This is a genomic window from Paraburkholderia sediminicola, assembly GCF_046030555.1.
In the GTDB taxonomy this organism is placed as follows: domain Bacteria; phylum Pseudomonadota; class Gammaproteobacteria; order Burkholderiales; family Burkholderiaceae; genus Paraburkholderia; species Paraburkholderia sediminicola_E.
The window spans coordinates 550,115-576,320 of record NZ_JAQQCH010000001.1 but is presented as its reverse complement, the minus strand read 5'-3'; the positions used below and the strand labels follow the sequence as shown (position 1 = coordinate 576,320).

At 61.6% G+C, this 26,206-nt stretch carries 22 protein-coding genes; 9 read left to right on the top strand and 13 right to left on the bottom strand.

The window, feature by feature from the left end; genetic code table 11:
* Positions 1-291: 291 nt before the first annotated feature.
* The 6 genes from PQQ52_RS02695 to PQQ52_RS02670 form a co-directional block, all read right to left on the bottom strand.
* Positions 292-1,311 carry a HoxN/HupN/NixA family nickel/cobalt transporter gene (locus PQQ52_RS02695; protein ID WP_408206569.1) on the bottom strand — a complete coding sequence of 340 codons (1,020 nt, stop codon included), beginning with the start codon at positions 1,309-1,311 and terminating at the stop codon, positions 292-294.
* 17 nt (positions 1,312-1,328) lie between these two features.
* Positions 1,329-1,844, bottom strand: coding sequence for a cupin domain-containing protein (locus PQQ52_RS02690; protein ID WP_097390236.1), 516 nt, complete (start codon positions 1,842-1,844; stop codon positions 1,329-1,331).
* Between the two features lie 209 nt (positions 1,845-2,053).
* Entirely contained in the window at positions 2,054-4,159 is a 2,106-nt protein-coding gene (gene fusA, locus PQQ52_RS02685) for an elongation factor G (protein WP_408206567.1), read from the bottom strand.
* A 304-nt stretch (positions 4,160-4,463) separates the two neighbouring features.
* Positions 4,464-4,970 carry a DUF192 domain-containing protein gene (locus tag PQQ52_RS02680; RefSeq protein ID WP_408206565.1) on the bottom strand — a complete coding sequence of 169 codons (507 nt, stop codon included), beginning with the start codon at positions 4,968-4,970 and terminating at the stop codon, positions 4,464-4,466.
* Positions 4,971-5,115: 145 nt separating this feature from the next.
* A complete protein-coding gene (locus tag PQQ52_RS02675; RefSeq protein ID WP_408206563.1) occupies positions 5,116-5,310 on the bottom strand; it encodes a hypothetical protein in 195 nt (64 codons plus the stop codon).
* A gap of 454 nt (positions 5,311-5,764) precedes the next feature.
* The gene (locus PQQ52_RS02670) at positions 5,765-6,334 is read right to left on the bottom strand and encodes a pseudouridine synthase (protein WP_408206561.1); all 570 of its coding nucleotides are present in this window, start codon (positions 6,332-6,334) and stop codon (positions 5,765-5,767) included.
* Positions 6,335-6,671: 337 nt separating this feature from the next.
* Here PQQ52_RS02670 and icd point away from each other — a divergent pair, with 337 nt between their 5' ends.
* Positions 6,672-7,928, top strand: coding sequence for an NADP-dependent isocitrate dehydrogenase (gene icd, locus PQQ52_RS02665; protein WP_408206559.1), 1,257 nt, complete (start codon positions 6,672-6,674; stop codon positions 7,926-7,928).
* A 267-nt stretch (positions 7,929-8,195) separates the two neighbouring features.
* Here icd and PQQ52_RS02660 read toward each other — a convergent pair whose 3' ends face one another.
* Positions 8,196-8,402 carry a cold-shock protein gene (locus tag PQQ52_RS02660; protein ID WP_007180614.1) on the bottom strand — a complete coding sequence of 69 codons (207 nt, stop codon included), beginning with the start codon at positions 8,400-8,402 and terminating at the stop codon, positions 8,196-8,198.
* A gap of 555 nt (positions 8,403-8,957) precedes the next feature.
* Between PQQ52_RS02660 and clpS the strand changes: the two genes are divergently transcribed.
* Both clpS and clpA read left to right on the top strand, forming a co-directional pair.
* Positions 8,958-9,272: an ATP-dependent Clp protease adapter ClpS gene (gene clpS, locus PQQ52_RS02655; protein WP_006050100.1), complete on the top strand. Its 315-nt coding sequence runs from the start codon at positions 8,958-8,960 to the stop codon at positions 9,270-9,272.
* Positions 9,269-11,566, top strand: coding sequence for an ATP-dependent Clp protease ATP-binding subunit ClpA (clpA, locus tag PQQ52_RS02650; protein WP_120289911.1), 2,298 nt, complete (start codon positions 9,269-9,271; stop codon positions 11,564-11,566). Before clpS ends, clpA begins: the two co-directional genes overlap by 4 nt.
* 128 nt (positions 11,567-11,694) lie before the next feature.
* On the opposite strand, the gene dut is transcribed toward clpA, so the two are convergent.
* From dut to PQQ52_RS02620, 6 genes are all read right to left on the bottom strand, one after another.
* The gene (gene dut / locus PQQ52_RS02645; protein ID WP_175050897.1) at positions 11,695-12,141 is read right to left on the bottom strand and encodes a dUTP diphosphatase; all 447 of its coding nucleotides are present in this window, start codon (positions 12,139-12,141) and stop codon (positions 11,695-11,697) included.
* Positions 12,142-12,155: 14 nt separating this feature from the next.
* On the bottom strand, positions 12,156-13,175 hold the full coding sequence (locus tag PQQ52_RS02640; RefSeq protein WP_408206556.1) for an LLM class flavin-dependent oxidoreductase: 1,020 nt from the start codon (positions 13,173-13,175) through the stop codon (positions 12,156-12,158).
* Between the two features lie 80 nt (positions 13,176-13,255).
* The gene (gene coaBC, locus PQQ52_RS02635) at positions 13,256-14,470 is read right to left on the bottom strand and encodes a bifunctional phosphopantothenoylcysteine decarboxylase/phosphopantothenate--cysteine ligase CoaBC (RefSeq protein ID WP_408206554.1); all 1,215 of its coding nucleotides are present in this window, start codon (positions 14,468-14,470) and stop codon (positions 13,256-13,258) included.
* Between the two features lie 198 nt (positions 14,471-14,668).
* A complete protein-coding gene (gene lspA / locus PQQ52_RS02630; RefSeq protein ID WP_408206552.1) occupies positions 14,669-15,175 on the bottom strand; it encodes a signal peptidase II in 507 nt (168 codons plus the stop codon).
* A complete protein-coding gene (gene ileS, locus PQQ52_RS02625) occupies positions 15,175-18,012 on the bottom strand; it encodes an isoleucine--tRNA ligase (protein ID WP_408206550.1) in 2,838 nt (945 codons plus the stop codon). Before ileS ends, lspA begins: the two co-directional genes overlap by 1 nt.
* Positions 18,013-18,181: 169 nt before the next feature.
* On the bottom strand, positions 18,182-19,177 hold the full coding sequence (locus tag PQQ52_RS02620; protein WP_408206548.1) for a bifunctional riboflavin kinase/FAD synthetase: 996 nt from the start codon (positions 19,175-19,177) through the stop codon (positions 18,182-18,184).
* A gap of 118 nt (positions 19,178-19,295) precedes the next feature.
* Here PQQ52_RS02620 and purN point away from each other — a divergent pair, with 118 nt between their 5' ends.
* From purN to nadC, 6 genes are all read left to right on the top strand, one after another.
* Positions 19,296-19,949, top strand: coding sequence for a phosphoribosylglycinamide formyltransferase (gene purN, locus PQQ52_RS02615; protein ID WP_325044634.1), 654 nt, complete (start codon positions 19,296-19,298; stop codon positions 19,947-19,949).
* The gene (locus PQQ52_RS02610) at positions 19,946-21,205 is read left to right on the top strand and encodes an RsmB/NOP family class I SAM-dependent RNA methyltransferase (protein WP_408206546.1); all 1,260 of its coding nucleotides are present in this window, start codon (positions 19,946-19,948) and stop codon (positions 21,203-21,205) included. Before purN ends, PQQ52_RS02610 begins: the two co-directional genes overlap by 4 nt.
* Before the next feature lie 72 nt (positions 21,206-21,277).
* A complete protein-coding gene (locus PQQ52_RS02605; RefSeq protein ID WP_408206544.1) occupies positions 21,278-22,633 on the top strand; it encodes a mechanosensitive ion channel family protein in 1,356 nt (451 codons plus the stop codon).
* Positions 22,634-22,836: 203 nt separating this feature from the next.
* A complete protein-coding gene (locus tag PQQ52_RS02600; RefSeq protein ID WP_408206542.1) occupies positions 22,837-24,033 on the top strand; it encodes a DesA family fatty acid desaturase in 1,197 nt (398 codons plus the stop codon).
* 132 nt (positions 24,034-24,165) lie between these two features.
* On the top strand, positions 24,166-25,305 hold the full coding sequence (nadA, locus tag PQQ52_RS02595) for a quinolinate synthase NadA (RefSeq protein WP_408206540.1): 1,140 nt from the start codon (positions 24,166-24,168) through the stop codon (positions 25,303-25,305).
* Positions 25,305-26,204 carry a carboxylating nicotinate-nucleotide diphosphorylase gene (gene nadC, locus PQQ52_RS02590; protein WP_408206538.1) on the top strand — a complete coding sequence of 300 codons (900 nt, stop codon included), beginning with the start codon at positions 25,305-25,307 and terminating at the stop codon, positions 26,202-26,204. The genes nadA and nadC overlap by 1 nt, the downstream gene beginning before the upstream one ends.
* Positions 26,205-26,206: the final 2 nt, after the last annotated feature.

The following is a 26,206-nucleotide window of genomic DNA, read 5'->3' as shown; positions in this document are numbered from 1 at the left end:
GAAGGGTCGCGCTGGATGCTCGCGACAGGGCGACTTATGGCAATGACGACAAGCTGCAGGGCGCTGCAGTGACGAAAAGCGGTTTCAGTGTAAGCGATTGCCCGCCGGTTCGGCGCGCCTGGTGCGTGCTCCGGTTCCTGTTTGGCGGATAAAAGGAGTGGGGTGTGTCGTCACGACAACGCCCGCTGGGGCTGTCTCGCATGGTCGCGCGAAAGCGCAGGATGCCGCAGCGCGGAAACCGCCGCTGCTGCCGTGGAAACCTTACCGATCCGCCGCACAGGCAAGTTGGATTTACCGCGCGATGGTCGCCGGACGGCGCCAGCGATGGAACAACACCGAGCCGATCCAGCACGCCATGAACATGGCGACGACGCCATAACCCAGCACGCCGAAGCGCTCGTTGAGGCTCGCTACCGCGTCCCATATGCCGCCGTTCAGGCCGAGCTTGTCCGATAGCAGTCCCAACGCTTCGATGCCGCCAATGACGATCGCCACCACAGCCGAGACGAGCGTGATGCTCGCGTTGTAGTAGAGCTTGCGTTTCGGGTCGTCCATGGCCCAGCCGTAGGCGTGGACCATCAGCACGTTGTCGGTGGAATCGACCAGCGTCATGCCGGCGGTGAAGAGCGCCGGGAACACGAGGATCGAATACAGCGGCAGCCCTTTGCCGGCTTCGGACGCGGCAATCGCCAGCAGGCCGATCTCGGTCGCGGTGTCGAAGCCGAGGCCGAACAGCACGCCGACCGGGTACATGTGCCAGCTTTTCGTCACGAGCCGGAACATCGGCCGAAGTGCGCGCGACAGCAGACCGGCGGGCGCGATGCTCGCTGTCGCTTCTGCAGCGAGTTCGCCGCCATGTTGAACGTGGCGATAGCGGCGCCAGACGTCACGCAGAATCACGAGATTCACACACGCCAGCACCAGCAGAAACACCGCCGACACGACCGTGCCAATCGTGCCGCCTACCGCCTTGAAGGTCTCGAAGCGGCCGTGCAGCGAATGCGCGGTCCACGCAATGCCGATGGTCGCCAGAATCACGATCGTCGAATGGCCCAGCGAAAACGACAGGCCCACGCCGAGCGGCTGCTTGCCGGTCTGCATCAGCTTGCGTGTGACGGCGTCGATCGCTGCGATGTGGTCCGCATCCACTGCGTGGCGCAGGCCGAAGCCATACGCGAGCAGCGCGGTGCCGAGCAGCAGCGGATAGTGGCGAAACGCGATCAGCGCCCATGCCCACGTGCCGAGATTCGCGGCGATCAGTACGGCATACAGCGTGATGAGGCGAGGGCGCAGCGAAGCGGTCGGCGTCATGAGTCGGGTGAAAAGATTTAGTGGTCGTGCGGATGCTTGTGAATCGGATCGACCCAGAAAACCGTTTCCGGTGCTTCCACCGCGTCGATGTTCAGATTCACCACCACCGCTTCATTGTCGCTGCGCACCAGTACGCATTCGAGCGGATCGTCGGTACTCGCGTTGATTTCCTGATGCGGCACATAGGGCGGCACGAAAATGAAATCACCCGGCCCGGCCTCGGCGGTGAACTCGAGATGCTCGCCCCACCGCATGCGCGCCTGGCCGCGCACCACGTAGATCACGCTCTCGAGCGCGCCGTGATGATGCGCCCCGGTCTTCGCATTCGGATGGATCGTCACGGTGCCGGCCCAGATTTTCTGCGCGCCGACGCGCGCCGCGTTGATCGCCGCCGCGCGATTCATGCCCGGCGTTTGCGCGGTATTGCTATCGAGCTGGTCGCCCTTGATGACCTTGACACCGTGCTCGCGCCAGTCGATCGGCGCCGACGGTTGCTCATCCTTGTAATGCGGGTGTTCGTGATCCTGGCTCATGGTGTGTCTCCTCGGGGGCGACCGTCCGGGTGCTGGACGCAGCGCCGTCTGGCATTTTTGCACGTTCAAAAACGTGTGTGTTGCCTGCCGGCGTGGGCGGCGTCCTGGACGAAAAAAAAGCCCGTCCACAAGGGACGGGCTTGGTGCTGTTTGCCTTCATTGCAGCCTGGGTTGCACCGCAGCGCATGGCGTATTGCAACCCTCAGCGCTTACTTATGCTTCGCATTGATCACGGATTCCGCGACGTTGTTCGGCGTTTCAGCGTAGTGCTTGAACTCCATCGTGTACGTCGCGCGGCCTTGCGTGGCTGAACGCAGCGATGTTGAGTAACCGAACATCTCGGCGAGCGGCACTTCGGCGCGCACCAGTTTACCGCCGCCGCCGGCGATGTCTTCCATGCCTTGCACCATCCCGCGCCGGCTCGACAGGTCGCCCATCACGTTGCCCATGAAGTCTTCCGGCGTTTCCACTTCGACGGCCATCATCGGTTCGAGCAGTACCGGCCTGGCTTTGCGCATCGCGTCCTTGAACGCCATCGAACCGGCCATGCGGAACGCGTTTTCGTTCGAGTCGACGTCGTGGTACGAACCGAAGGTCAGCGTGACTTTCACGTCGACCACCGGATAGCCCGCCAGCACGCCGGCCTTCAGCGTTTCCTGAATGCCTTTGTCGACTGCCGGAATGTATTCACGCGGAATCACGCCGCCCTTGATCGCGTCGACGAATTCGTAGCCCTTGCCTTGCGCCGACGGTTCGAGCGTGATCACCGCGTGGCCGTACTGGCCGCGGCCGCCCGACTGCTTGACGAACTTGCCTTCGACGTCCTCGACCTTGTTGCGCACCGTTTCGCGGTAAGCCACCTGCGGCTTGCCGACGGTCGCCTCGACGCCGAACTCGCGCCTCATCCGGTCGACCAGAATTTCCAGGTGCAACTCGCCCATGCCGGAGATGATGGTCTGGCCGGATTCTTCATCCGTCTGGACGCGGAACGACGGGTCTTCCTGCGCCAGACGATTGAGCGCGATGCCCATCTTCTCCTGGTCGACCTTGGTCTTCGGCTCGACGGCCTGCGAAATCACCGGCTCCGGAAAGATCATCTTTTCAAGGATGATCACATGCTGCGGATCGCACAGCGTGTCGCCCGTGGTCGCTTCTTTCAGGCCGACTGCCGCGGCGATGTCGCCGCAGTAGACTTCCTTGATTTCCTTACGCTCGTTCGCATGCATCTGCAGGATCCGGCCAAGGCGTTCCTTCTTTTCCTTGGTGGCGTTGTAGACCGTATCGCCCGAATTCACTACGCCCGAATACACGCGAAAGAAGATCAGCTGGCCGACGAACGGGTCGGTCATGATCTTGAAGGCGAGGGCGGAGAACGGGTCGTCGTCTTTCGGATGGCGCTCGATTTCGCGGTCGTACTCGTCGTGACCGCTGATCGCGGGAATGTCGAGCGGCGACGGCAGATAGTCGATCACCGCGTCGAGCATGGCCTGCACGCCCTTGTTCTTGAACGCGCTGCCGCACAGCATGGGCACGATCTCGTTCTTGATCGTGCGTACGCGGATGCCGTGCTTGATTTCCTCTTCGGTCAGCGTCTCGCCGCCCAGATATTTGTCGAGCAGTTCCTCGCTCGCTTCAGCGGCGGCTTCGACCATCTTGTCGTGCCATTCCTTCGCGGTTGCCGCGAGCTCGGCGGGGATCTCCCTGTACTCGAATTTGATCCCCTGGTTCTCTTCGTCCCAATAGATCGCCTTCATCTTGACGAGATCGACCACGCCCTGGAAATGATCTTCCGCACCAACCGGAATCTGGATCGGCACCGCGACGCCCTTCAGACGATCGGCAATCTGCCGCTGCACACGGAAGAAGTCCGCACCCACACGGTCCATCTTGTTGACGAACGCAATGCGCGGCACCTTGTACTTGTTCGCCTGACGCCATACCGTTTCTGACTGCGGCTGCACACCGCCTACCGAGTCGTACACCATGCACGCGCCGTCGAGCACGCGCATCGAGCGCTCCACTTCAATCGTGAAGTCGACGTGACCCGGGGTGTCGATGATGTTGATCCGATGTTCGGGATAGTTGCCGGCCATGCCCTTCCAGAAGGCGGTGGTGGCCGCCGACGTGATGGTGATGCCGCGCTCCTGCTCCTGTTCCATCCAGTCCATCGTCGCAGCACCGTCGTGAACCTCGCCGATCTTGTGGGTCACGCCTGTGTAGAACAGGATGCGCTCGGTGGTGGTGGTTTTGCCGGCGTCGATGTGAGCGCTAATGCCGATATTCCGGTAGCGCTCGATGGGAGTCTTGCGGGGCACGTGAACCTCCTTGGAATGGCGCGCCTGAAACGCTTGCCGGGCGGCAGTCTGTGCTGCCCGGGGAGCCTTTTTGCTGCTTTTGCTAAGAATACAAGGATAGCGCGTCGGCCCGTCTTTTGCAGGAATCTTGCCAGCTACGCGTGAAGGCCTGCTGACATGGGCTTACGGGCCGGCGCGGGCCGCCGCCGCGCAGTGCCGGCCTCGCTCTGAACGCAAAAAAGCCGGTGCCTCGTGAAAGGCATCGGCTTTTTTTGAAAAGCGGCCGCTGATGAAGCGGCAGGGTATCGCCGTGGTCGGCGCGCTGTTATTGCGCGGCCGGCAAGCCCTGGATCTTCATCCCCGGTTTGATGCCTTTCGACGAGAACCAGCCCTTGCTCATTTCCAATGCATACACGCCGTTGTTCTTCGGGCAGTGATTGTTGGTGGTCTCGGCCTGCATTTCGTCGATGTCGGTGACCGTGCCGTCGGCGCGCATGAAAGCGATCGACAGCGGGATCAACGTGTTCTTCATCCAGAAGCAATGCACGGCGGTTTCATTGAAGACGAACAGCATGCCTTCATTCGGCGCGAGGGTCGTGCGATACATCAGACCTTGTTCACGGTCCGCGTCGTTGGCGGCGACGGCTGCGTCGATCACGAACATGCCCGCGGTCAGCTTCGCGCGCGGAAAGTCGCCGGGCTGCTTCGCGCCGGCCGGCATGTCTCGCGCATGAGCGGGGGCAGCGGTGCTCGCGACGAACGACATCGCGGCGAGCGGCAGTGCAACGGCAACGGCGAAACGCGCAATCAACGAGCGCATGGGAAATCGCACGGCATGACTCCTTGCTGGAAATTAACCCGCGAATGTTACGCGAGCGCGTCAAAAACAAAAAGGCAGATCGCCTTGCGGGGATCTGCCTTTCAACGCCGTAAGAACGGCAATGAAGCGAGTTCTTGACTGCGTTTTTACAACGAACTTACTCCGAAGCTGCCGAAGCTGCAGCAGCAGCTGCTGCCTTCTTGTGCGACTTCTTGTGAGCTTTCTTCGTGGTCTTCTTTGCCGACGAAGCAGCTGCTGCCGGAGCTGCCGATGCTGCCACCGGTGCCGAAGCTTGTGCGAATGCTGCCGTTGCGAAGAGGCCAGCGACCAGAGCGGCGATCAGTTTGTTCATTTTGAAATCCTCAGCTTGAGTTGATTAACCAAATGACCCGGTTATATGTAGAGTCATGTCGGTAAACGTGCCATCCACCTTTCGGTTGACAGCCGCATCGAACAAATTTTTCGACACGTCTGTTTAGCGCTCAGACTCCCTGTACTCACCGCGAGAGCGGCGTGTGCAAAGGCCCTTAAGGCTGAATGCCGGATAGCTTCGGGCGGCATCTGCGTCGAATAACGCGTGAGCTTGCGCACCGGTTGACGTGTTTTTTGTGGAAAATTTATATGCGGACGTGCTGAGGCAAATGAATGACTGCGCAACGAATACGGACGCAATTGTTTCACGCGTTTTTCATGTTGGTTTCACGCGCTATTTTGTTTGCGGATACAACGAGTTAGCTTTGTCGCGGCTGATCAAAATACAGGTTTGATGCGAGATCGATGCAGACATGGCGCGTGGGTAAACGCATTCAGGCGATGCCTTCCCAAGGCGCCTGCAGCGGCAATTCGACACTCTCTCCCGGCTGAAGTCCGAGCGAAAAAATATCAAGGGCGCCGACCCCGGCGCGCACGAGGCGCAACGTCGGAAAACCGACCGCCGCGGTCATGCGCCGCACCTGGCGGTTCTTGCCCTCGGTGATCGACAACTCGATCCACGTGGTCGGAATCGCGGCCCGATAGCGGATTGGCGGCGTGCGGGCCCATAGCGAGTCGGCCGGCTCGACGTATTCGGCGCGGCAGGGCCGTGTCACGTAATCGCCGAGATCGACGCCGCGTGCGAGCTTCTTCAACGTGGCGTCATCGACCGCGCCTTCTACTTGCGCCCAATACCGTTTGACAAGTTTGTGGCGCGGCTCGGCGATGCGCGCTTGCAGCGCGCCGTCGTCGGTAAGGAGCAGCAGCCCTTCGCTATCGGAGTCGAGTCGGCCCGCCGGATAGACGCCGGGCACTTTCACCCAGTCGGCCAGCGATGCGCGCGTTTCGTGCGGCGAAAACTGACAGATGGTGCCGAACGGTTTGTTCAGGGCGAGAAGTCGCATAGGAAGATCGATGAAGGTCGAGCAGCGTCGGCTGCGGTGGGGTATGCCACGCAGGCCGGAGAGGCGTCGGCTCGATAGTAAATGGCGGAATAATAATGCATAATAAGTCGCCGCAAGTCATTTGTCTTATATAAGACATAAGAGTAAACAGCTTGCCGGTTCTGATTTTCGACAATGTTGGAAAACCCCGAGCCACTATGGGCTCGTTGCTGCGTCGGCGTGGGCTAGAATAGGCGACCAGGCCGCTCGCGGGCGTCCGGCATTGCGCGTAGCGAGGAGCACCCAGTTTCCGCAGTCTCCCATCAGCTTTCAGCACAGCCTTCACTGGAGTCCGATCATGCCGTATCAGCACATCAAGGTCCCGACCGGCGGTGACAAGATCACTGTCAACGCAGATTTCTCGCTCAATATTTCCGACCAGCCGATCATTCCGTATATCGAAGGCGATGGAACGGGCCTCGACATCACGCCGGTGATGTTGAAAGTAGTGGATGCCGCGGTAGAAAAAGCCTACGCAGGCAAGAAGAAAATCCACTGGATGGAAATTTACGCGGGCGAGAAGTCGACCAAGGTGTACGGCCCGGATGTGTGGCTGCCGGAAGAAACGCTGCAGGTGCTGAAGGAATACGTCGTCTCGATCAAAGGGCCGCTCACTACGCCGGTCGGCGGCGGTATCCGTTCGCTGAACGTCGCGCTGCGTCAGGAACTCGATCTGTATGTTTGCCTGCGCCCGGTGCAGTACTTCAAAGGCGTACCTTCGCCGGTGCGTGAACCTGAAAAGATTGACATGGTGATTTTCCGCGAGAACTCGGAAGACATCTATGCCGGCATCGAATGGCCTGCCGGGTCGGAAGACGCGAAGAAGGTCATCAAGTTCCTGCGCGAAGAAATGGGCGTGAAGAAGATCCGCTTCCCGGAGACCTCAGGGATCGGTGTCAAGCCGGTGTCGCGCGAAGGCACGGAGCGCCTCGTGCGCAAGGCGATCCAGTATGCGATCGACAACGAGCGTCGCTCGGTCACGCTGGTGCACAAGGGCAACATCATGAAGTTCACCGAAGGCGCGTTCCGCGACTACGGTTATGCGCTGGCGCAGAAGGAATTCGCCGCGGAGCTGATCGACGGCGGTCCGTGGATGAAGATCAAGAACCCGAAAACGGGTGGCGACATCGTGGTGAAAGACGTGATCGCCGACGCGTTCCTGCAGCAGATCCTGCTGCGTCCGGCTGAATACGACGTGATCGCCACGCTGAACCTGAACGGCGATTACATTTCAGACGCGCTGGCCGCGCAAGTCGGCGGTATCGGGATCGCGCCGGGCGCGAACATGTCGGATTCGGTCGCCATGTTTGAAGCCACGCACGGCACCGCGCCGAAGTACGCCGGCAAAGACTACGTGAATCCGGGTTCGGAAATTCTCTCGGCCGAGATGATGTTGCGTCACATGGGCTGGACCGAAGCGGCCGATCTGATCATCAAGTCGATGGAAAAGTCGATTCTGCGGAAGCGGGTCACGTATGACTTCGCGCGCCTGATGGAAGGCGCGACGCAAGTGTCGTGTTCGGGCTTTGGCCAGGTGTTGATCGAGAATATGTAAGCGATGCGCGCTGGGTTCTCCAGCTCGAATTCAAAACCCCGGCGCCGCGAGGTGGCCGGGGTTTTTGTTTCTGCGGCGTCTAAATCGCATACACGCTGGCAAAGGGGAAGCCGAAAGCTTACGGAAAGCCGGTGGAATTTCCGATAGTTGGGACGAGGTTTGCCTGCCGACCGGGATCGCGGCCGCGATCACCCGAAACTGGAAGGAGACGCCCGAAAAAGAAACCCGGCACGAAGCCGGGTTTCAAAGGACGGGTAACGAACAGTTTCAGGCAGGTGCCTGGATGTTCGATGCCTGTTTGCCTTTCGGGCCTTGCACGACCTCGAAGGTTACTTTTTGACCTTCCTTGAGGGTTTTGAACCCATTCATCTGGATGGCCGAGAAGTGTGCAAACAGATCCTCACCCCCTTCGTCAGGCGTGATGAATCCGAAACCTTTTGCGTCATTGAACCATTTGACCGTACCAGTTGCCATTCCAACTTCCCCTGTAACTCATGTCACTACCACGAGCCCTCGAAAAGCTCGACGACCGCGTGATGCAGCCGCTCCCTCCTCACAAGCTCACCATCGGCATTTTTTCGATTTATGGCTCGCTGAAAAAAGTGCCAGCTTGATTGTTGAGGCTCTTTATTCGAGTGTCAAGAAAATTTTGAGACGCCGTTGTCGCGTTGCAAACAGGCGTTTTCCAGGGTTTTTCCCGCTTTTATTTTCTTATGTGCGGTTGCCCGAGCGTGCCGTCTTGAAAAGTCGCATAATCGACTCACATGCTGTTCTGCGGGTCGCGCACCGTCCGCTGGCCGGGCGAGTGCCTTCAGCCAGTGCTGGCAGGTTGTGCGATACTCGATCCGACTGCGGCGCAGCACGGTTGCGACGCATCACAGGATAGGGGCCGGCTCCGCGATCGGCTCGTCGAATGACGCAACGCCGTTGGGGGTAAATACCCATCAGGTGATAGCGAACGGGCTCACCGGCCGGTTGGCCGGGTTTTGACAGGATTGCGGGCCTGTCCTAGTTGTTTAGAATGGGTGTATGGCGATTATCCCGGACAAGCAGGACGGCACCGTACTGGAGCGGCAGGAAAAGAAGCTGAAGCCGCCTTCCATGTACAAGGTGGTGCTGCTGAATGACGACTTCACGCCAATGGAATTTGTCGTGATGATCGTGCAGGAATATTTCAATAAAGATCGAGAAACCGCAACACAGGTAATGTTGAAGGTGCATCGCGAGGGCAGGGGAGTTTGTGGGGTCTATACGCGGGACATCGCGTCGACCAAAGTCGAGCAAGTCGTTACCCACGCACGGCAGGCCGGGCATCCGCTGCAGTGTGTGATGGAGGAAGCATGATTGCCCAGGAACTGGAAGTCAGCCTGCACATGGCGTTCATGGAAGCACGCCAGGCGCGGCACGAGTTCATAACGGTCGAACATCTTTTGCTGGCACTGTTGGACAATCCAACGGCCGCGGAGGTGTTGCGTGCATGCGCGGCCAATATCGAGGATCTGCGCCAGAACCTGCGCAACTTCATTCATGACAACACGCCTACCGTGCCTGGCACGGACGACGTCGACACGCAGCCCACGCTGGGTTTTCAGCGTGTGATCCAGCGCGCGATCATGCATGTGCAATCCACCTCGAATGGCAAGAAGGAAGTGACCGGCGCGAATGTGCTGGTTGCGATCTTCGGCGAGAAGGATTCGCATGCGGTGTACTACCTGCAACAGCAGGGCGTGACGCGTCTGGATGTGGTGAATTTCATCTCGCATGGCATCGCCAAGACCAGCAGCACCGACGCCGCGAAAGCGAGCGACGCGAATGCCGAGTCCGACGAAGCCGCCGCGCAGAAGGAAACGCCGCTCGCCCAGTTCACGCAGAACCTGAACCAGATGGCGAAAGACGGCCGAATCGATCCGCTGATCGGGCGCGAGTCGGAAGTCGAGCGCGTGGTGCAGGTGTTGTGCCGCAGGCGCAAAAACAATCCGCTACTGGTCGGTGAGGCCGGTGTCGGCAAGACGGCGATCGCCGAAGGGCTCGCCTGGCGCATTACACGCGGCGAAGTGCCGGATATTCTGGCCGACGCGCAGGTGTATTCGCTCGACATGGGCGCGCTGCTCGCCGGCACCAAGTATCGCGGCGACTTCGAACAGCGCCTGAAGACCGTCCTCAAAGAATTGAAGGAACGTCCGCACGCAATCCTGTTCATCGACGAAATTCATACGCTGATCGGCGCGGGTGCCGCGTCGGGCGGCACGCTGGATGCATCGAATCTGCTGAAGCCGGCGTTGTCGTCGGGCACGCTCAAGTGCATCGGCGCGACCACGTTCACGGAATATCGCGGCATCTTCGAAAAAGACGCGGCCTTGTCGCGTCGGTTCCAGAAGGTCGACGTGACCGAGCCGACCGTCGAACAGACGGTGGCGATCCTGCGGGGCCTGAAGTCGCGCTTCGAAGAACATCACGGCGTGAAGTATTCGTCGGGTGCGCTGTCGGCGGCGGCTGAGCTGTCGGCACGCTTTATCACGGATCGTCATTTGCCGGACAAGGCGATCGACGTGATCGACGAAGCGGGTGCGGCGCAACGCATCCTGCCGAAGTCGAAGCAGAAGAAGACCATCGGCAAGAACGAGATCGAGGAAATCATCTCGAAGATTGCCCGTGTCCCGCCGCAAAGCGTGTCGCAAGACGATCGCAGCAAGCTGCAAACGCTGGATCGCGATCTGAAGAGCGTGGTGTTCGGGCAAGATCCGGCCATCGACGCGCTGTCGGCCGCGATCAAGATGGCGCGCGCAGGCCTCGGCAAGCTGGACAAGCCGATCGGTGCGTTCCTGTTCTCCGGCCCGACGGGCGTCGGCAAGACGGAAGTGGCGAAGCAACTGGCGTTCACGCTGGGGATCGAGTTGATCCGCTTCGACATGTCGGAATACATGGAGCGTCATGCGGTGAGCCGTTTGATCGGCGCGCCGCCGGGCTATGTCGGTTTCGATCAGGGCGGTCTATTGACCGAAGCCGTCACGAAGAAGCCGCATTGCGTGCTGCTGCTCGATGAAATCGAAAAGGCGCATCCGGACATCTACAACGTGCTGCTGCAGGTGATGGACCACGGCACGCTGACGGACAACAACGGCCGGAAGGCAGATTTCCGCAACGTCATCATCATCATGACGACGAACGCGGGCGCCGAGGCAATGGGCAAGTCGGTGATCGGCTTCACGAATCGTCGGGAAACCGGCGACGAAATGGTCGACATCAAGCGCATGTTCACGCCGGAGTTCCGTAACCGTCTGGACGCGACGATCAGCTTCCGCTCGCTCGATGAAGAAATCATCATGCGCGTGGTCGACAAGTTCCTGATGCAGCTGGAAGATCAGCTGCATGAGAAGAAGGTCGACGCGCTCTTTACCGACGCGCTGCGGGCGCACCTCGCCAAGCACGGTTTCGATCCGTTGATGGGCGCGCGTCCGATGCAGCGTTTGATTCAGGACACGATCCGTCGTGCACTGGCCGACGAGTTGCTGTTCGGCAAGCTGATGAATGGCGGTCGCGTGACGGTCGACGTGGATGCGGAAGATAAGGTGCAGTTGACCTTTGACGAGCATCCGGCGCCGCGCAATCCGAATCCGGAAGCGGTTGAAGTTGAATAAGTCGGTCGAGTAAGTCTTAGTCGTACCTCTGAAAGCAGAACGGCGCGGGTTGAACCCCGCGCCGTTCTGTTTTTTGTGTTTTGGATCGCGTTACTTTGCAATCCATGCCGCAGAGTGATACGGCATCCTTAGTGCTTGCCCGTGCTGCCGAAACCACCGGCGCCACGCTCGCTTTCCGCAAAATCATCCACGATATTGAACTCAGCCTGCACCACCGGCACGATCACCAGCTGCGCGAGACGCTCCATCGGATTCAATACGAACGTGGTCTCGCCACGATTCCACGTCGAAATCATCAGCTGACCCTGGTAATCCGAATCGATCAGGCCAACCAGGTTGCCCAGCACGATGCCGTGCTTATGACCGAGCCCCGAGCGCGGCAGGATCAACGCCGCATAACCTGGATCGCCGACGTGAATCGCGAGGCCTGTCGGCACCAATGCGGTCTCGCCGGGTTTCAGCGTCAACGGTTCGTCGAGGCAAGCGCGCAGGTCAAGGCCCGCGCTACCGGTGGTTGCGTAGGCCGGGAGTTGTTCGCGCATGCGCGCATCGAGAATCTTCAGGTCGAGTTTCATGCAGGTTCGAAGGTTTAAGGAGTGGAGGCCCGGCGTCCGAGTTGAAACGCGTCGGCGAGAAGTTCATAGGAACGCAACCGGGCGCGATAGCTGCCCGCTACGGTGAGCACGATCAATTCGTCGGCCTGGAACTGCGCCTGCAAGTCTTGCATGCGTTCGGTTACGGTTTCCGGCGTGCCGATGATGCTGCGCGGTTTCTCGCGGTCGATCACCAGTCGCTCGCGCTCGCCGTACTCCTGCGCAATGCCCTGTTCAATTGTCGGGATCGGTTCATTCAGGCCATAAGCCATTTGCACTCGGCGCAAATCGACGGCTTTCTCCAGGTCGGCTGCTTCCTGCTCGGTGTCCGCGCAGATCACGAATACGGCGGCGGCCAGATAGGGTTGGTGCGCTTCCTGGCTGCCTTTGAAGCGCTCGCGGTAGGCGAGCGCCACCTGGTGCCCGAAATGTGCGTTGATGAAGTGCGCGAATGCGAAGCGGATACCAAGTTGGGCCGCCAGCAAGCCACCGAATTCGCTCGAACCGAGCATCCACAGTTGCGGGCGCGTGGCGATCTGCGGCTGGAGCAGCACACCGTGCGCGATGTGATCGTCGGGCAGCGTGCCGTGCATCAGACCGACCAGATCCGCAACCTGCTGCGGGAAAATGTCGCCGCGATTGTAGGTGCCGGCGGCCACGGCTTGTGCCGTTTGCATGTCGCCGCCCGGCGCGCGTCCCACGCCGAGATCAATGCGGTTCGGGAACAGCGCCTCGAGCATCATGAATTGCTCGGCGACTTTGAACGGGCTGTAGTACGGCAACATCACGCCGCCGGAGCCCAGTCGAATGCGTTTGGTTACGCTGCCGAGGCGCGCCAGCATCACCTCGGGGCAGGGATTCGACACGCCGCGCAAGCCGTGATGCTCGGCGCACCAGTAGCGCGTGTAGCCGAGATCGTCAGCAAGCTGCGCGAGTTCGACGGTGGCCGCGATCGCGTCCGCCACTGAGTGCCCGCCGATCACGGGCGTTTGATCGAGCACGGAAAGTAGCGTCATGTCAGTACTGCTCCAGATACAGATAATTCGGTGCGCCAGACGCACAGCGGCGAACGCAGCGCGCGCCGCCGCGCGCGGCTTTAGCGGATCAGGCTTGTGTCGGGCAGACGCCTGGCAATCTCAATGATCAGGGCGCGCGCGAGCGTCTGCTTGTCTGCGCGCGGCAGTTTCGTTGCACCGCCTGCTTCGAACAGGATTACCTCGTTGTCGTCGAGACCGAAAGTGAGTGGCCCAAGATTGCCGATCAGCAGCGGCACGTTTTTGCGCACGCGCTTTTCTTCGCCGTGCAGTTCGAGGTCGCCGCTTTCCGCGGCAAAGCCGACTGCGAATGGCGGATGCGGGAGTTTGGCGACCGATGCCAGGATGTCCGGATTCTCGACAAACGTGAAAGTGGGCAGTGCGCGGTCGGCGGTCTTCTTGATCTTGTGATCGCTGGCGTGATCGACCCGCCAATCGGCCACCGCAGCCACGCCGATGAAGATGTCGGCATCGGCGACCGAGCGCATCACCGCGTCGTGCATTTGCTGCGCGGTTTGCACGTCTTCGCGGAACACGCCCCACGGCGTTTCCAGCGCGACGGGGCCGGCGACCAGATGCACCTCGGCTCCCGCTTGTTGCGCGGCGCGTGCCAATGCAAAGCCCATCTTGCCGCTCGAACGATTGGTGATGCCGCGCACGGGATCGAGCGGTTCGAAGGTCGGACCGGCGGTCAGCAACACGCGGCGGCCGGACAGGATCTTGGGGGAGAAGAACGACGCGATTGCTTCGTAAGTAGCGGCCGCTTCAAGCATGCGTCCGTCGCCGACTTCGCCGCACGCTTGCGGACCCGAATCGGGGCCGAGCACGTCAATGCCGTCCGCGCGCAACTGCGTGACGTTGCGTTGGGTGGCCGGGTTCTGCCACATCTGCCGGTTCATTGCCGGCACGACAAGCAGCGGACAATCGCGCGCGACACACAGCGTCGAGAGCAGATCGTCGGCCATGCCGTGCGCGAGTTTGGCGAGGAAGTCGGTAGAGGCGGGTGCAATGACGATCGCGTCGGCTTCACGCGACAGATCGATATGCGCCATGTTGTTCGGCACGCGACCGTCCCACTGACTCGTGTAGACGGGGCGGCCGGAGAGCGCCTGCATCGTGACGGGGGTGATGAACTGCGTGGCCGCTTCGGTCATCACGACCTGCACGGTTGCGCCGGCCTTGGTCAACAGGCGCGTGAGTTCGGCGATCTTGTAGCAGGCAATGCCGCCCGTCATGCCGAGGACGAGGTGTTTTCCTGCGAGTTCTGCGGTTGCCAACGAAAGCCTCCGACAAAGCGTGGTGGCCGGTGGTGGCACGGTCACCGCCACCGGCCTTCAAACCGGACATACCGCTCGGCCGTGTTCGTGACAGCGGGGCACGGCCTTTAAATATGGCCTTTAAGCGTGGCCGCCGTAGTCACGAGCATGACCCAGGCTCGGCCCTGATACCGGCCAAAGCGGGCAAAGTAACCCGCGTTACCGCGAGCCGCGCACGCGCCGCAACTCGTCGAGCACGAGCAGGATCGCGCCGATCGTGATCGCGCTGTCGGCGAGATTAAACGCCGGCCAGTGCCATGTGCGGACGTGAAAATCGAGAAAGTCGATCACGTGGCCGTACGCGAGCCGGTCGATCACATTGCCGAGCGCCCCGCCAAGAATCAGCGAGAGCGCCGTGCAGAACATCTTCTGTCCGCCGTGACGCTTGAGCAGGTAGCAGATCACGAGCGCCGCGACCACGCCAAGCGCGGTGAACGCCCAGCGCTGCCAGCCGCCCGCCATCGCGAGGAAGCTGAAGGCGGCGCCACGGTTGTACACGAGGATCAGGTTAAAAAACGGCGCGACCTCATGCGGAACACCGTAGGCGAACACCTTCTGCACCGCGATTTTCGTCAGCTGATCGAACAGGATCACGATCAGCGCGACGCCGAGCCAAGGCGCCAGCGAACTGTTTCCGGTCGACGTTTTCGACATGGTTCTTGCCATTATGCCGCGCTCCTCGTTTCGCCGTTGCCGAACAGATTACTGAAGCAGCGGCCGCACAGATTGGGGTGTTCGGCGTTTGCACCGACGTCCGCGCGGTAGTGCCAGCAGCGTTCGCACTTCAGATACTTGGAGGCGATCACTTCGACGCCTTCTTCCGCTTCGCTGTCGACCTTCACAACGTTCGCCGCCGACGTGATCAGCACGAACTTCAGGTCGTCGCCGAGGCTGGCGAGCGCGTCGTAACGCGCACCGCTTGCGCGGACTTCGACTTCGGCCTGCAGCGATGAGCCGATCAGGTTCGCCACACGTGCTTCTTCCAGCGCCTTGGTCACGTCGCTACGTGCGGCGCGCAGCAGCGTCCATTTGTCGAGCAGGGCACCGGCTTGCGGCACTGCCGGGAACGCGTGATAGGTCTCGGTGAAAATCGTTTCGCTGTTCGGCGAGAAGATCTTCCATGCTTCTTCAGCCGTGAACGACAGGAACGGCGCGATCAGGCGCAGCAGACCCTGGGCAATGTGATACAGCGCGGTCTGGGCCGAACGGCGCGCGACGGAGTCAACCGCCGTGGTGTACAGACGGTCTTTCAGCACGTCCAGATAGAAGCCGCCCAAGTCTTCCGAACAGAACGTCTGCAGCTTGGCGACCACCGGGTGGAACTCGTACTTGTCGTAATGCGAGAGGATGTCGTTTTGCAGATTCGCCGACAGTGCCACTGCGTAACGATCGATCTCGAGCCAGTCTTCGACCGGACGCGCGTGTTGCGCGAAGTCGAAGTCCGACAGGTTCGCGAGCAGGAAGCGCAGCGTGTTGCGGATGCGGCGATAGCCTTCCGTCACGCGCTTCAGGATCTCTTCGGAGATCGCCAGTTCGCCCGAGTAATCGGTCGACGCAATCCACAAACGGATGATTTCCGCGCCTAGGCGGTTCGCCACTTCATGCGGATCGATACCGTTGCCGAGCGATTTGCTCATCTTGCGGCCTTCGCCGTCGACGGTGAAGCCGTGCGTGAGCAGCGCCTTGTAGGGCGGGCGGCCGTCGAGCATCGAGGCGGTCAGCAGCGACGAGTGGAACCAGCCGCGGTGCTGGTCCGAGCCTTCCAGATACAGGTCGGCGGGGAACTGCAGTTCGTCTTTATGCGAGCCGCGCAGCACGTGCCAATGCGTCGTGCCCGAATCGAACCAGACGTCGAGCGTGTCGCGGTTCTTCTCGTACATGTTCGCGTCGTCGCCGAGCAGTTCGCGCGGGTCGAGCGTTTGCCATGCTTCGATGCCAGCCTTCTCGACGCGTTGCGCGACTTCTTCGAGCAGCTCCAGCGTGCGCGGGTGCAGTTCGCCGGTTTCCTTGTGCACGAAGAATGCCATCGGCACGCCCCATTGACGTTGACGCGACAGCGTCCAGTCCGGGCGGTTCGCGATCATGCTGAACAGACGCTGCTTGCCCCACGACGGATAGAAGGCGGTGTTCTCGATGCCTTCGAGCGCGGTTTCGCGCAGCGTCTTGTCGGTGTCGTTTGGCTTCACGTCCATGCCGGCGAACCACTGCGAGGTTGCGCGGTAGATGATCGGCGTCTTGTGGCGCCAGCAGTGCATGTAGCTGTGCGTGTACTTCTCGGTGCGCAGCAGCGAGCCGGCAGCCTGCAGGGCTTCGACGATCTGTGGGTTGGCCGCCCAGATCGACAGGCCGCCGAACAGCGCGAGCGATTCGATGTAACGGCCGTCGCCCATCACTGGGTTGATGATGTCCGAATCCGACATGCCGTGCGCCTTGCACGACACGAAGTCTTCCACGCCGTATGCCGGCGACGAGTGCACCACGCCCGTACCCGTTTCGGTCGTCACGTAGTCGCCGAGGTAGACCGGCGCCGTGCGCTTGTAGCTCGGATGCGCCGACGCGAGCGGGTGATTGAAGCGCAGGTTGACGAGCTTGGCGCCAGGCGTGGTCGCGACGATCGTACCTTCGAGGCCGTATTGCTTCAGGCACGCTTCAACGCGTTCTTCAGCCAGGATCAGCAGGCCGCGCGGCGTATCGACCAGCGCGTAGACGATTTCCGGATGCAGGTTCAGCGCCTGGTTGGCCGGGATGGTCCACGGCGTGGTGGTCCAGATCACGATGCCGCCTTCGTTGCGCGGCAGCGCATTCAGGCCGAAGGCCTGCGCGGTCTTTTCCGGCTCGGCGAAGCTGAACAGCACGTCGATGGTCGGATCGGTCTTGTCCTTGTATTCGACTTCCGCTTCGGCCAATGCCGAACCGCAGTCGAAGCACCAGTTGACCGGCTTCAGGCCGCGGAACACGTAGCCCTTTTCCATGATCTTCGCGAGCGCGCGGATTTCGCCGGCCTCGTTCGTGAAGTTCATCGTCTTGTACGGATTGTCCCAATCGCCGAGCACGCCCAGACGGCGGAAGCCGATTTTCTGCTTCTCGATCTGTTCGGTCGCGTAAGCACGCGCCTTCTGCATGACTTCAGCGGCCGGCAGCGACTTGCCGAACTGCTTTTCGATCTGGATTTCGATCGGCATGCCGTGGCAATCCCAGCCCGGCACGTAGACCGCGTCGAAGCCCGCCAGGTTGCGCGCCTTGACGATCATGTCCTTGAGGATCTTGTTCACCGCGTGGCCGAGGTGGATGTCGCCGTTCGCATACGGCGGGCCGTCGTGCAGGATGAACTTTTTACGGCCCTTGCTGGCTGCGCGGATCGTCTCGTAGACCTTCCGTTCCTGCCATTCCTTGACCCATTGCGGCTCGCGCTTGGGCAGGTCGCCACGCATCGGGAACGGCGTGTCGAGCAGGTTGACCGGGTAGCGTGACTGCGGTTTCGAATCGGCTTTCTTGTTGCTCATAATGAGGTCGCGGTGAATTCTTTCTAAGCGCAGCGAGGCTGCGGTATGCGCATGAAGCGCAGGGCGTTGGGCGCGCCCGGCAGGCATGTCGCGTGATCCACGGACGCCCTTCGATGCGCGCAGCAGTGGGTACATGCCGCGCTTGCCGCGCTCGCATGTACCGCGGCGGCTATCTAATTCGGTCGGTGGCCGAGGTGGCGAAACCGGTGGAGCGGCTGCCCGGCGTGCCGGCGCCGACAGCCGCAAACCACGCGCGGGCGTTGGCGACGTCGCGCGCGATGGCGGCAGTCAGCGTTTCGAGGTCGACGTATTTTTCCTCGTCGCGCAGTTTTTTCAGGAATTCGACGCGCACGAGTTTGCCGTACGCATCGCCGTGCCAGTCGAGCAGGTGTACTTCGAGCAGCACACGGCCGGAATCGTCGACGGTGGGACGCAGGCCGAGGCTGGCGACGCCCGGCAACGGTTCGTCCGCCACGCCATGCACGCGCACCACGAAAATACCGGCGAGCGCCGGACGCTTGTGCGCGATCGCCAGATTGAGCGTGGGGAAACCAAGATCGCGGCCGAGCTTCATGCCATGCACGACATGGCCGCTGATCAGGTAGTCGCGGCCCAGCGCGGCGCGCGCCGAGTCGAGATCGCCCGCCACCAGCGCCGCGCGTACGCCCGAGCTGGAGATGCGCGCGCCGGACGGATCCGCCACGGTTGCCATCTGCTCGACTTCGAAACCGTGCTGTTGACCCGCGGCCTTGAGCGAGGCGAAATCGCCCGCGCGCTTGGCGCCATAGCGGAAGTCGTCGCCGATCATCACCCAGCGGGCATGCAGCCCATTGACGATGATCCGTTCGACGAACGCGTCCGGCGACTGGCTCGCGAAGGTGTGGTTGAAATGCTCGACCACGACCCGGTCGACGCCGTTGGTGCGCAGCGCCTCGAGCTTGTCGCGCAGCATGGCGATTCGCGGCGGCGCGCCAGCGGGGTTGAAGAATTCGCGCGGGTGCGGCTCGAAGGTCATCACGCAAACGGGCAGGCCGCGAGCATCGGCTGCGGCCCGGACGTGGGCGAGCAAAGCCTGATGGCCGCGGTGGACACCGTCGAAGTTGCCGATGGTCAGTGCGCAGGGCGCACGGCTTTCGGCATTGGGAAGACCGCGGAAGACTCTCACGATAGCGGGTTTGAGGTAGGGCGGCCGAGGTGCCGCAAAACAAACGATTATAAACGCTCAGCGCACGAGACGGCGGCGCGTCGCCGTTTCAGTGTCCCCCGAATGATAAAATCCGCGGATGAAAAAACTCGTCATCCTGATTTCCGGACGGGGAAGCAACATGGAGGCTATCATTCGCGCCTGCGCGGACGAGGGCTGGGCGGCGCAAGTCGCCGCTGTGATTGCCAACCGTCCTGACGCCGCGGGCCTCGCGTTCGCAGCGTCGCACGGCATTGCCACGGCGGTGGTCGACCATCGCCAGTTTCCGGATCGCAACAGTTTCGACGCCGCGCTGGCGAAAGAAATCGACAGCTTCGCGCCCGATCTGGTCGCGCTCGCCGGCTTCATGCGGGTGCTCACGGCCGGTTTTGTCGATCACTACGCCGGACGCATGCTGAACGTGCATCCGTCGCTGCTGCCGAGCTTTCCGGGCCTGAAAACCCATCAACAGGCACTTGACGCCGGCGTGCGGCTGCACGGCGCGTCAGTGCATTTTGTCACGTCGCAGCTGGATCACGGGCCGATCGTCGCGCAGGCGGCCGTCCCCGTTGAGGCTGGCGACACCCCTGCCACGCTCGCCGAACGCGTGCTGGCAACCGAACACATTATCTATCCACGCGCGGTGCGCTGGTTCGTCGAAGGGCGTCTTGCCCTCGACGGCTTGCGTGTCACGCTTACGCCGCCGGAGCCGCAATGGCTCTTTGCCGGTCACACCGCCGGAGAGGGCGCATGAGATTACATGGTTTTTTGATTGGACAAACCGAGACTTTGCTGGCTGAAGTCCTGAAACTCACCGGCCCGGCCGACGCCACGACGAGCCGCTTTTTCCGCGCGCATCCGAAGCTCGGGCACGGCGAGCGCGGCGTGATTGCCGAGGCGGTTTTCGCGGTGCTGCGCCGCCGGATGGAATTCGCCCATCTGGCCGAAGGCGGCGCGGGCAGCCCGGCGCGCCGCATGGCCTTGTTGGGATTGATGCAGACGGCGGGCCGCACGGCCCTCAAGCCGTTCGTGTCGGACACCGAATCGCATTGGCTCGAACACGTCGCGAAAATCGACCCGGAAAGCCTGCCGCTGCGGATTCGCCTGAATCTGCCCGACTGGATCTATCAGGCGCTCTCCAAGCGCTTTGAACCTGCAGAACTGGCGCAACTGGCCGCCGCGCTGAACTACCCGGCGCCGCTGGACCTGCGCGCGAACCCGATCAAGGCGAGCCGCGACGAGGTACTGAACGCGCTGTCGAAAGCCGGCATCGAAGGGGGCGCGACGCCGTTCGCACCGTTCGGCGTGCGGGTGGTCGGCAAGCCGCCGCTCACCAAGCTGGACGCGTTCCAGCAGGGCTGGGTCGAAGTGCAGGACGAGGGCAGCCAGTTGCTGTGTTCGCTGGTCGCCCCCAAGCGCGGCGAAATGATCGTGGACTTCTGCGCGGGCGCTGGCGGTAAGACGCTGGCACTGGGCGCGGCGATGCGTTCCACCGGGCGTTTGTACGCCTTCGACGTCTCCGAGCGGCGTTTGGCCAAGCTCAAGCCGCGCCTTGCGCGCAGCGGCCTGTCGAACGTGAATCCGGTGCTGATCGACAGCGAACACGATGCGAAGATCAAGCGTCTGGCCGGCAAAATCGACCGCGTGCTGGTCGATGCGCCGTGCAGCGGCTTGGGTACGCTGCGCCGTAATCCGGACCTGAAGTGGCGCCAGTCGCCGGAATCGGTCGCTGAACTGGCGCCGAAGCAGGCCTCGATTCTGGCCAGCGCCTCGCGTCTGGTGAAGAAGGGCGGCCGTCTCGTCTACGCAACCTGCTCGATTCTGGAAGAGGAAAACGAAGCGGTCGTGAAGCAGTTCCTCGCCGACCATCCGGACTTCGTCTTGGTGCCGGCGCGCGACGTGCTCGCCGAGCAGCGCATCGATCTGGAAATGGGCGATTACCTGTCGCTGTGGCCGCACCTTCACGCCACTGACGGTTTCTTCGCAGCCGTGCTGGAACGCCAGAGCTAAACGCAACAGGCTATCTGCCGGCGCGCCGAGTTCTTTTCCTGAGCCCTTCGCGCCGGCGATTTCGGCGACATCATGCAAAACCGCATTTTCCCCCACATGTTCGGCGACCTTGCGCGCGACTTCGGCCAGCCGGTCATGCTGTGGCAGGTCGGCGTGCTGCTTGGGACGCTCCTCGTCGCGTGGCTGCTCGCGCGCCTGCTGCGCCGGGCGCTCGATTTGCGGCGCCAGACGCGGTATCAGACCTTGCGTTTCGGCGCGGAAAGCCTGAACCGCGCGTTCTTTCCCCTGATTGGCGCGGCGCTCGTCTGGCTTGCACGTGCGATCACCGGCCAGTTCATGCACACCGCGCTGCTCGATCTCGCGCTCGTGCCGCTGTTCGGTATTGGCCTGATCTACATTGTATTTTTCCTCGCGCGTCGAGTCTTCAGCCAGGACGGCGCGACGCATCCGTGGTTGTTCCTGGTCGAGAAGATCGTCTCGCTGATCGTCTGGATCGGCATGGTGCTCACTGTAATGGGCATTCAGGACGACGTGATCGACTGGATGGGCAGCGTGCGCTTCAGGGTCGCGAACGCGCACATGACGCTGCTCTCGCTGACCACGGGTCTCCTGTGGGTGTGCGTGACGATGATTGTCGCGATGTGGCTCGGCGCCACATTCGAAGACCGCCTGATGCGCTCAAAGACGCTCGACGCCAACCTCAAAGTGGTGGTGGCGCGGGTCGGCCGTGCTGCGTTCGTGCTGGCGGCGGTGCTGATCAGCCTGTCGCTAGTCGGCATCGACATCACGGTGCTGGGCGTGTTCGGCGGCGCGCTGGGTGTGGGGCTTGGGTTTGGCTTGCAGAAGATCGCCAGCAACTACGTCTCGGGTTTCATCATCCTGATCGACCGCTCGCTACGTATTGGCGACACGATCAACGTCAGCGGCTTGCAGGGCATGGTCACGCAGATCCGTACGCGGTACACGGTGGTGCGCGGGCTGGACGGCATCGAAACGCTGATTCCGAACGAAAAGCTGATTACGGACGTGGTGCAGAACCAGTCCTCCTATCTGACACGCGGCTACGCCAAGGTGGCCGTGCAGGTCGCCTACACCTCCGACGTCGAGCAGGCGATGGCGCTGCTTGCCCAGGCCGCACAAAATGTCACGCGAGTGCTGCAGGAACCGGCGCCCACGCCCTATCTCGCGAGCTTCGGCACCGACGGCATCAATCTCGAACTGGGCTTCTGGATCGAAGACGCAGCGACTGGGACCTCAGGCGTGCGCTCGGCGGTCAATCGCAACGTCTGGCGTCTGTTCTCCGAGCACGGCATCTCGATTCCTTTTGCGCAACGCGAAGTGCGAATCGTCGGCAATGTGGGCGACGCGATGCCGCAGGCGGTAACAATGACCACTCCTGCCGCTAATCAGGCCGACAGCGCCCGCTGACGGGCACTTCGAACGCGCCGGCTGGTCTCAAAATGACCTCCGACGCGTTCCATCCTATTGATGTCACACAAAAAATCCCTATTTGTTACAAACACTTGGAACGCTTCAAGTAGAATATCGTCCAATCCCGCTGTATGCTTTCACTTTCTTGACGCGCGCATTTTGCGTGTGTCTGGCGTCTCTTGTTCCACAGGTAAATTGCCTTGTTGAATTCTTTGCTTGATTTCCTTGCCCATGGCTTGCTCCACTTCTCGTGGTGGCAACTTGTGCTGTACACCCTGGTCGCGACGCACATCACGATCATTGGCGTGACGGTCTATCTGCATCGCTGCCAGGCGCACCGCGCACTGGAGCTGCATCCGGTCGTCAGTCATTTTTTCCGTTTCTGGCTGTGGATGACCACCGGCATGCTGACCGGCCAATGGGCCGCGATTCACCGTAAGCACCACGCCAAGTGCGAGACCGAAGAAGATCCGCACAGCCCGCAAACGCGCGGCATCTGGAAGGTGGTGCTCGAAGGTGCGGAACTGTACCGTTCCGAGGCCAAGAATGAAGAAACGATGCGCAAGTTCAGTCACGGCACGCCGAATGACTGGATGGAACGTAACGTCTACACCAAGTACCCGATCCTCGGCGTGAGCCTGATGATGGTGCTGAACGTCGCGCTATTCGGCGTCGTCGGTCTGACCATCTGGGCTGTGCAGATGGTGTGGATCCCGTTCTGGGCAGCTGGCGTGGTGAACGGCCTCGCGCACTGGTGGGGCTACCGCAACTTCAACTCGTCGGATGCGAGCACCAACATCTTCCCGTGGGGCATCATCATCGGCGGTGAGGAGCTGCATAACAATCACCATACCTATGCCACGTCGGCCAAGCTGTCGAATAAGTGGTATGAGTTCGATATCGGCTGGATGTACATCCGTATCATGTCGGCGTTCCGTCTCGCCAAGGTCAAGAAGATCGCGCCTACGCCGCGTCTGACTTCCGGCAAGCTGGTGCTCGATCAGGACACGCTGCAAGCCGTGCTGGCGAACCGCTACGAAGTGATGGCGCGTTACGGCAAGGCGCTCAAGCGCGCTTATCGCCAGGAGCTGGCCCATCTGAAGGAAGTCGGCGCGCGCGAGAAGTATCAGGTGATGCGCGGTGCGCGTAGCTGGTTCCACAAGGAAGAAGCAGGTCTCGACGAGCCGCAGAAGCGTCAGTTGCCGCAAATCTTCGCGAACAGCCAGAAGCTGAAGACCTACATCGACATGCGCAATGAACTGGCGGCGATGTGGGAGCGCTCGAATGCGTCGCGCGATCAATTGTTGATTCAGCTGCAAGACTGGTGTCATCGCGCTGAACAGAGTGGTATTAAAGCACTGCAAGAATTCGCGATGCGTCTACGTCGTTATGCTTGATCGCGAAATCCTTTAAAATTTCGTTACGTCACAAAACCCCGCGTTGGCGGGGTTTTGCTTTTTGGGCGGCGGGATATGTCAACGACACACGATTGACGGTCCGCGGCGGGCAGAGCGAAGGCAGAGGAGATCATGGATCAGCAGGCGATCAGGACCGTCGAATACGACCGGCCACAGGCGCAGGGCACGACTTGCGGGATCGGGCAGGCGTGGGCGAAGGTGCCCGACATGCCGTCGGCGGAACAGAAGGTGGCGCTGAAGGAGCGCATCCGCGCATTGCTTAAGCGCGAGAAAGCGGTGCTCGTCGCGCATTACTACGTCGACGCGGAGTTGCAGGAACTCGCCGACGAAACCGGCGGATGTGTGGCCGACTCGCTGGAGATGGCGCGGTTCGGCCGCGATCACGAGGCGCAAACGCTGGTGGTGGCGGGCGTGCGCTTCATGGGCGAGACCGCGAAAATACTTAGTCCGGACAAGCGCATTCTGATGCCCGATCTCGACGCGACCTGTTCGCTCGATCTGGGCTGTCCTGTCGATGAATTCTCGGCTTTCTGTGACGCTCACCCGGATCGCACGGTGGTTGTGTACGCGAACACTAGCGCGGCCGTCAAGGCTCGTGCGGACTGGATGGTGACGTCGTCGATCGGGCTGGAAATCGTTGCCGATCTGCACGCGCGCGGCGAAAAGATTATCTGGGCGCCGGATCGTCACCTCGGCAGCTACATCCAGAGCAAGACCGGCGCCGATATGCTGCTGTGGCAGGGCTCGTGTCTCGTGCATGACGAATTCAAGGGCATTGAACTCGATCTGCTGCGCGCTGAGTATCCGGGCGCGAAAGTGCTGGTGCATCCGGAGTCGCCGGCTAACGTGGTCGCGCAAGCGGACGTGGTGGGTTCGACAACCCAGTTGATCGACGCCGCGCAAAAACTCGACGCGAAGCATTTCATCGTGGCGACCGATCTCGGCATTCTGCACAAGATGCAGCTCGCCGCGCCCGGCAAGACGCTGATCGCCGCGCCGACGGCTGGCAACAGCGCGACCTGCAAGAGCTGCGCGCATTGTCCGTGGATGGCGATGAACGGCCTCGCCAATCTGGCCGACGTGCTCGACCTCGGCCACAACGAAATCTTCGTCGACCGAGCGATCGGCGAGCGGGCCCGTCTGCCGATCGACCGGATGCTCGACTTCGCGGCGCGTCACAAGAAGCGCGTGCAAGCCAGCGGCGATCTCGCGCGCGACGCGCATCTGTATTCGAACGTGGGAGCAGCGTAATGGGCGCGGTGGAACGCAATCAGGTCGAGGCGGTCTCGCCGCTGTTCGCGGAGATTCATGCGCAGTACGGCGCCGCGTTCGACGCTGCGTTGGCGCGCAACGTCGCCGACGCGCTGACCGAAGATATTGGCGCAGGCGATCAGACTGGCCGCCTTGTGCCCGCAGACGACGTGCGCGATGCACGCATCATTGTGCGCGAAGATGCCGTGCTATGCGGCGTGCCCTGGTTCAACGCGGTGATGCGCCAGGTCGATCCACGTATCGACGTGCAGTGGCGTTATCGCGAAGGCGATCGGATGACAGCGGATACGCCGGTCTGCGAGCTGCGCGGTCCTGTCCGTGCGCTGTTGACTGCTGAACGCAATGCGCTGAATTTCCTGCAACTGCTCTCGGGCGTGGCGAGCGCAACGCGCCGCTATGTCGACGCCATTACCCATACGCAAACGCATATCCTCGATACGCGTAAGACCTTGCCGGGCTTGCGGCTCGCGCAGAAATACGCAGTGCGCGTCGGCGGCGGGGCGAATCAGCGGCTCGCTTTGTACGATGGCATTCTGATCAAGGAAAACCACATCGCCGCAGCGGGCGGTGTTGGCGCGGCAATGGACGCGGCGCTCGCGCTGAATGCGGGCGTGTCGATCCAGATCGAAGTCGAAACGCTGGCGCAATTGGAAATCGCGTTGGCACACCGCGCGCAGTCCATTCTGCTGGATAACTTTTCGTTCGATGCGATGCGCGACGCCGTGCGTATCACAGCAGGGCGGGCAGTGCTGGAGGTGTCCGGCGGGGTGAACTTCGAGACGGTGCGGACTATCGCGGAAGCGGGCGTGGATCGCGTGTCGATCGGTGCGCTGACCAAAGATGTACGCGCAACGGATTACTCGATGCGGATCGTCTGAGG

Excerpts from the sequence above, each read along its gene's own strand:
- PQQ52_RS02695 (WP_408206569.1), bottom strand. The coding sequence starts at position 1,311 with ATGACGCCGACCGCTTCGCTGCGCCCTCGCCTCATCACGCTGTATGCC.
- PQQ52_RS02690 (WP_097390236.1), bottom strand. The coding sequence starts at position 1,844 with ATGAGCCAGGATCACGAACACCCGCATTACAAGGATGAGCAACCGTCG.
- PQQ52_RS02675 (WP_408206563.1), bottom strand. The coding sequence starts at position 5,310 with ATGAACAAACTGATCGCCGCTCTGGTCGCTGGCCTCTTCGCAACGGCA.
- PQQ52_RS02670 (WP_408206561.1), bottom strand. The coding sequence starts at position 6,334 with ATGCGACTTCTCGCCCTGAACAAACCGTTCGGCACCATCTGTCAGTTT.
- icd (WP_408206559.1), top strand. The coding sequence starts at position 6,672 with ATGCCGTATCAGCACATCAAGGTCCCGACCGGCGGTGACAAGATCACT.
- PQQ52_RS02660 (WP_007180614.1), bottom strand. The coding sequence starts at position 8,402 with ATGGCAACTGGTACGGTCAAATGGTTCAATGACGCAAAAGGTTTCGGA.
- clpS (WP_006050100.1), top strand. The coding sequence starts at position 8,958 with ATGGCGATTATCCCGGACAAGCAGGACGGCACCGTACTGGAGCGGCAG.
- clpA (WP_120289911.1), top strand. The coding sequence starts at position 9,269 with ATGATTGCCCAGGAACTGGAAGTCAGCCTGCACATGGCGTTCATGGAA.
- dut (WP_175050897.1), bottom strand. The coding sequence starts at position 12,141 with ATGAAACTCGACCTGAAGATTCTCGATGCGCGCATGCGCGAACAACTC.
- PQQ52_RS02640 (WP_408206556.1), bottom strand. The coding sequence starts at position 13,175 with ATGACGCTACTTTCCGTGCTCGATCAAACGCCCGTGATCGGCGGGCAC.
- lspA (WP_408206552.1), bottom strand. The coding sequence starts at position 15,175 with ATGGCAAGAACCATGTCGAAAACGTCGACCGGAAACAGTTCGCTGGCG.
- ileS (WP_408206550.1), bottom strand. The coding sequence starts at position 18,012 with ATGAGCAACAAGAAAGCCGATTCGAAACCGCAGTCACGCTACCCGGTC.
- purN (WP_325044634.1), top strand. The coding sequence starts at position 19,296 with ATGAAAAAACTCGTCATCCTGATTTCCGGACGGGGAAGCAACATGGAG.
- PQQ52_RS02610 (WP_408206546.1), top strand. The coding sequence starts at position 19,946 with ATGAGATTACATGGTTTTTTGATTGGACAAACCGAGACTTTGCTGGCT.
- PQQ52_RS02605 (WP_408206544.1), top strand. The coding sequence starts at position 21,278 with ATGCAAAACCGCATTTTCCCCCACATGTTCGGCGACCTTGCGCGCGAC.
- nadA (WP_408206540.1), top strand. The coding sequence starts at position 24,166 with ATGGATCAGCAGGCGATCAGGACCGTCGAATACGACCGGCCACAGGCG.
- nadC (WP_408206538.1), top strand. The coding sequence starts at position 25,305 with ATGGGCGCGGTGGAACGCAATCAGGTCGAGGCGGTCTCGCCGCTGTTC.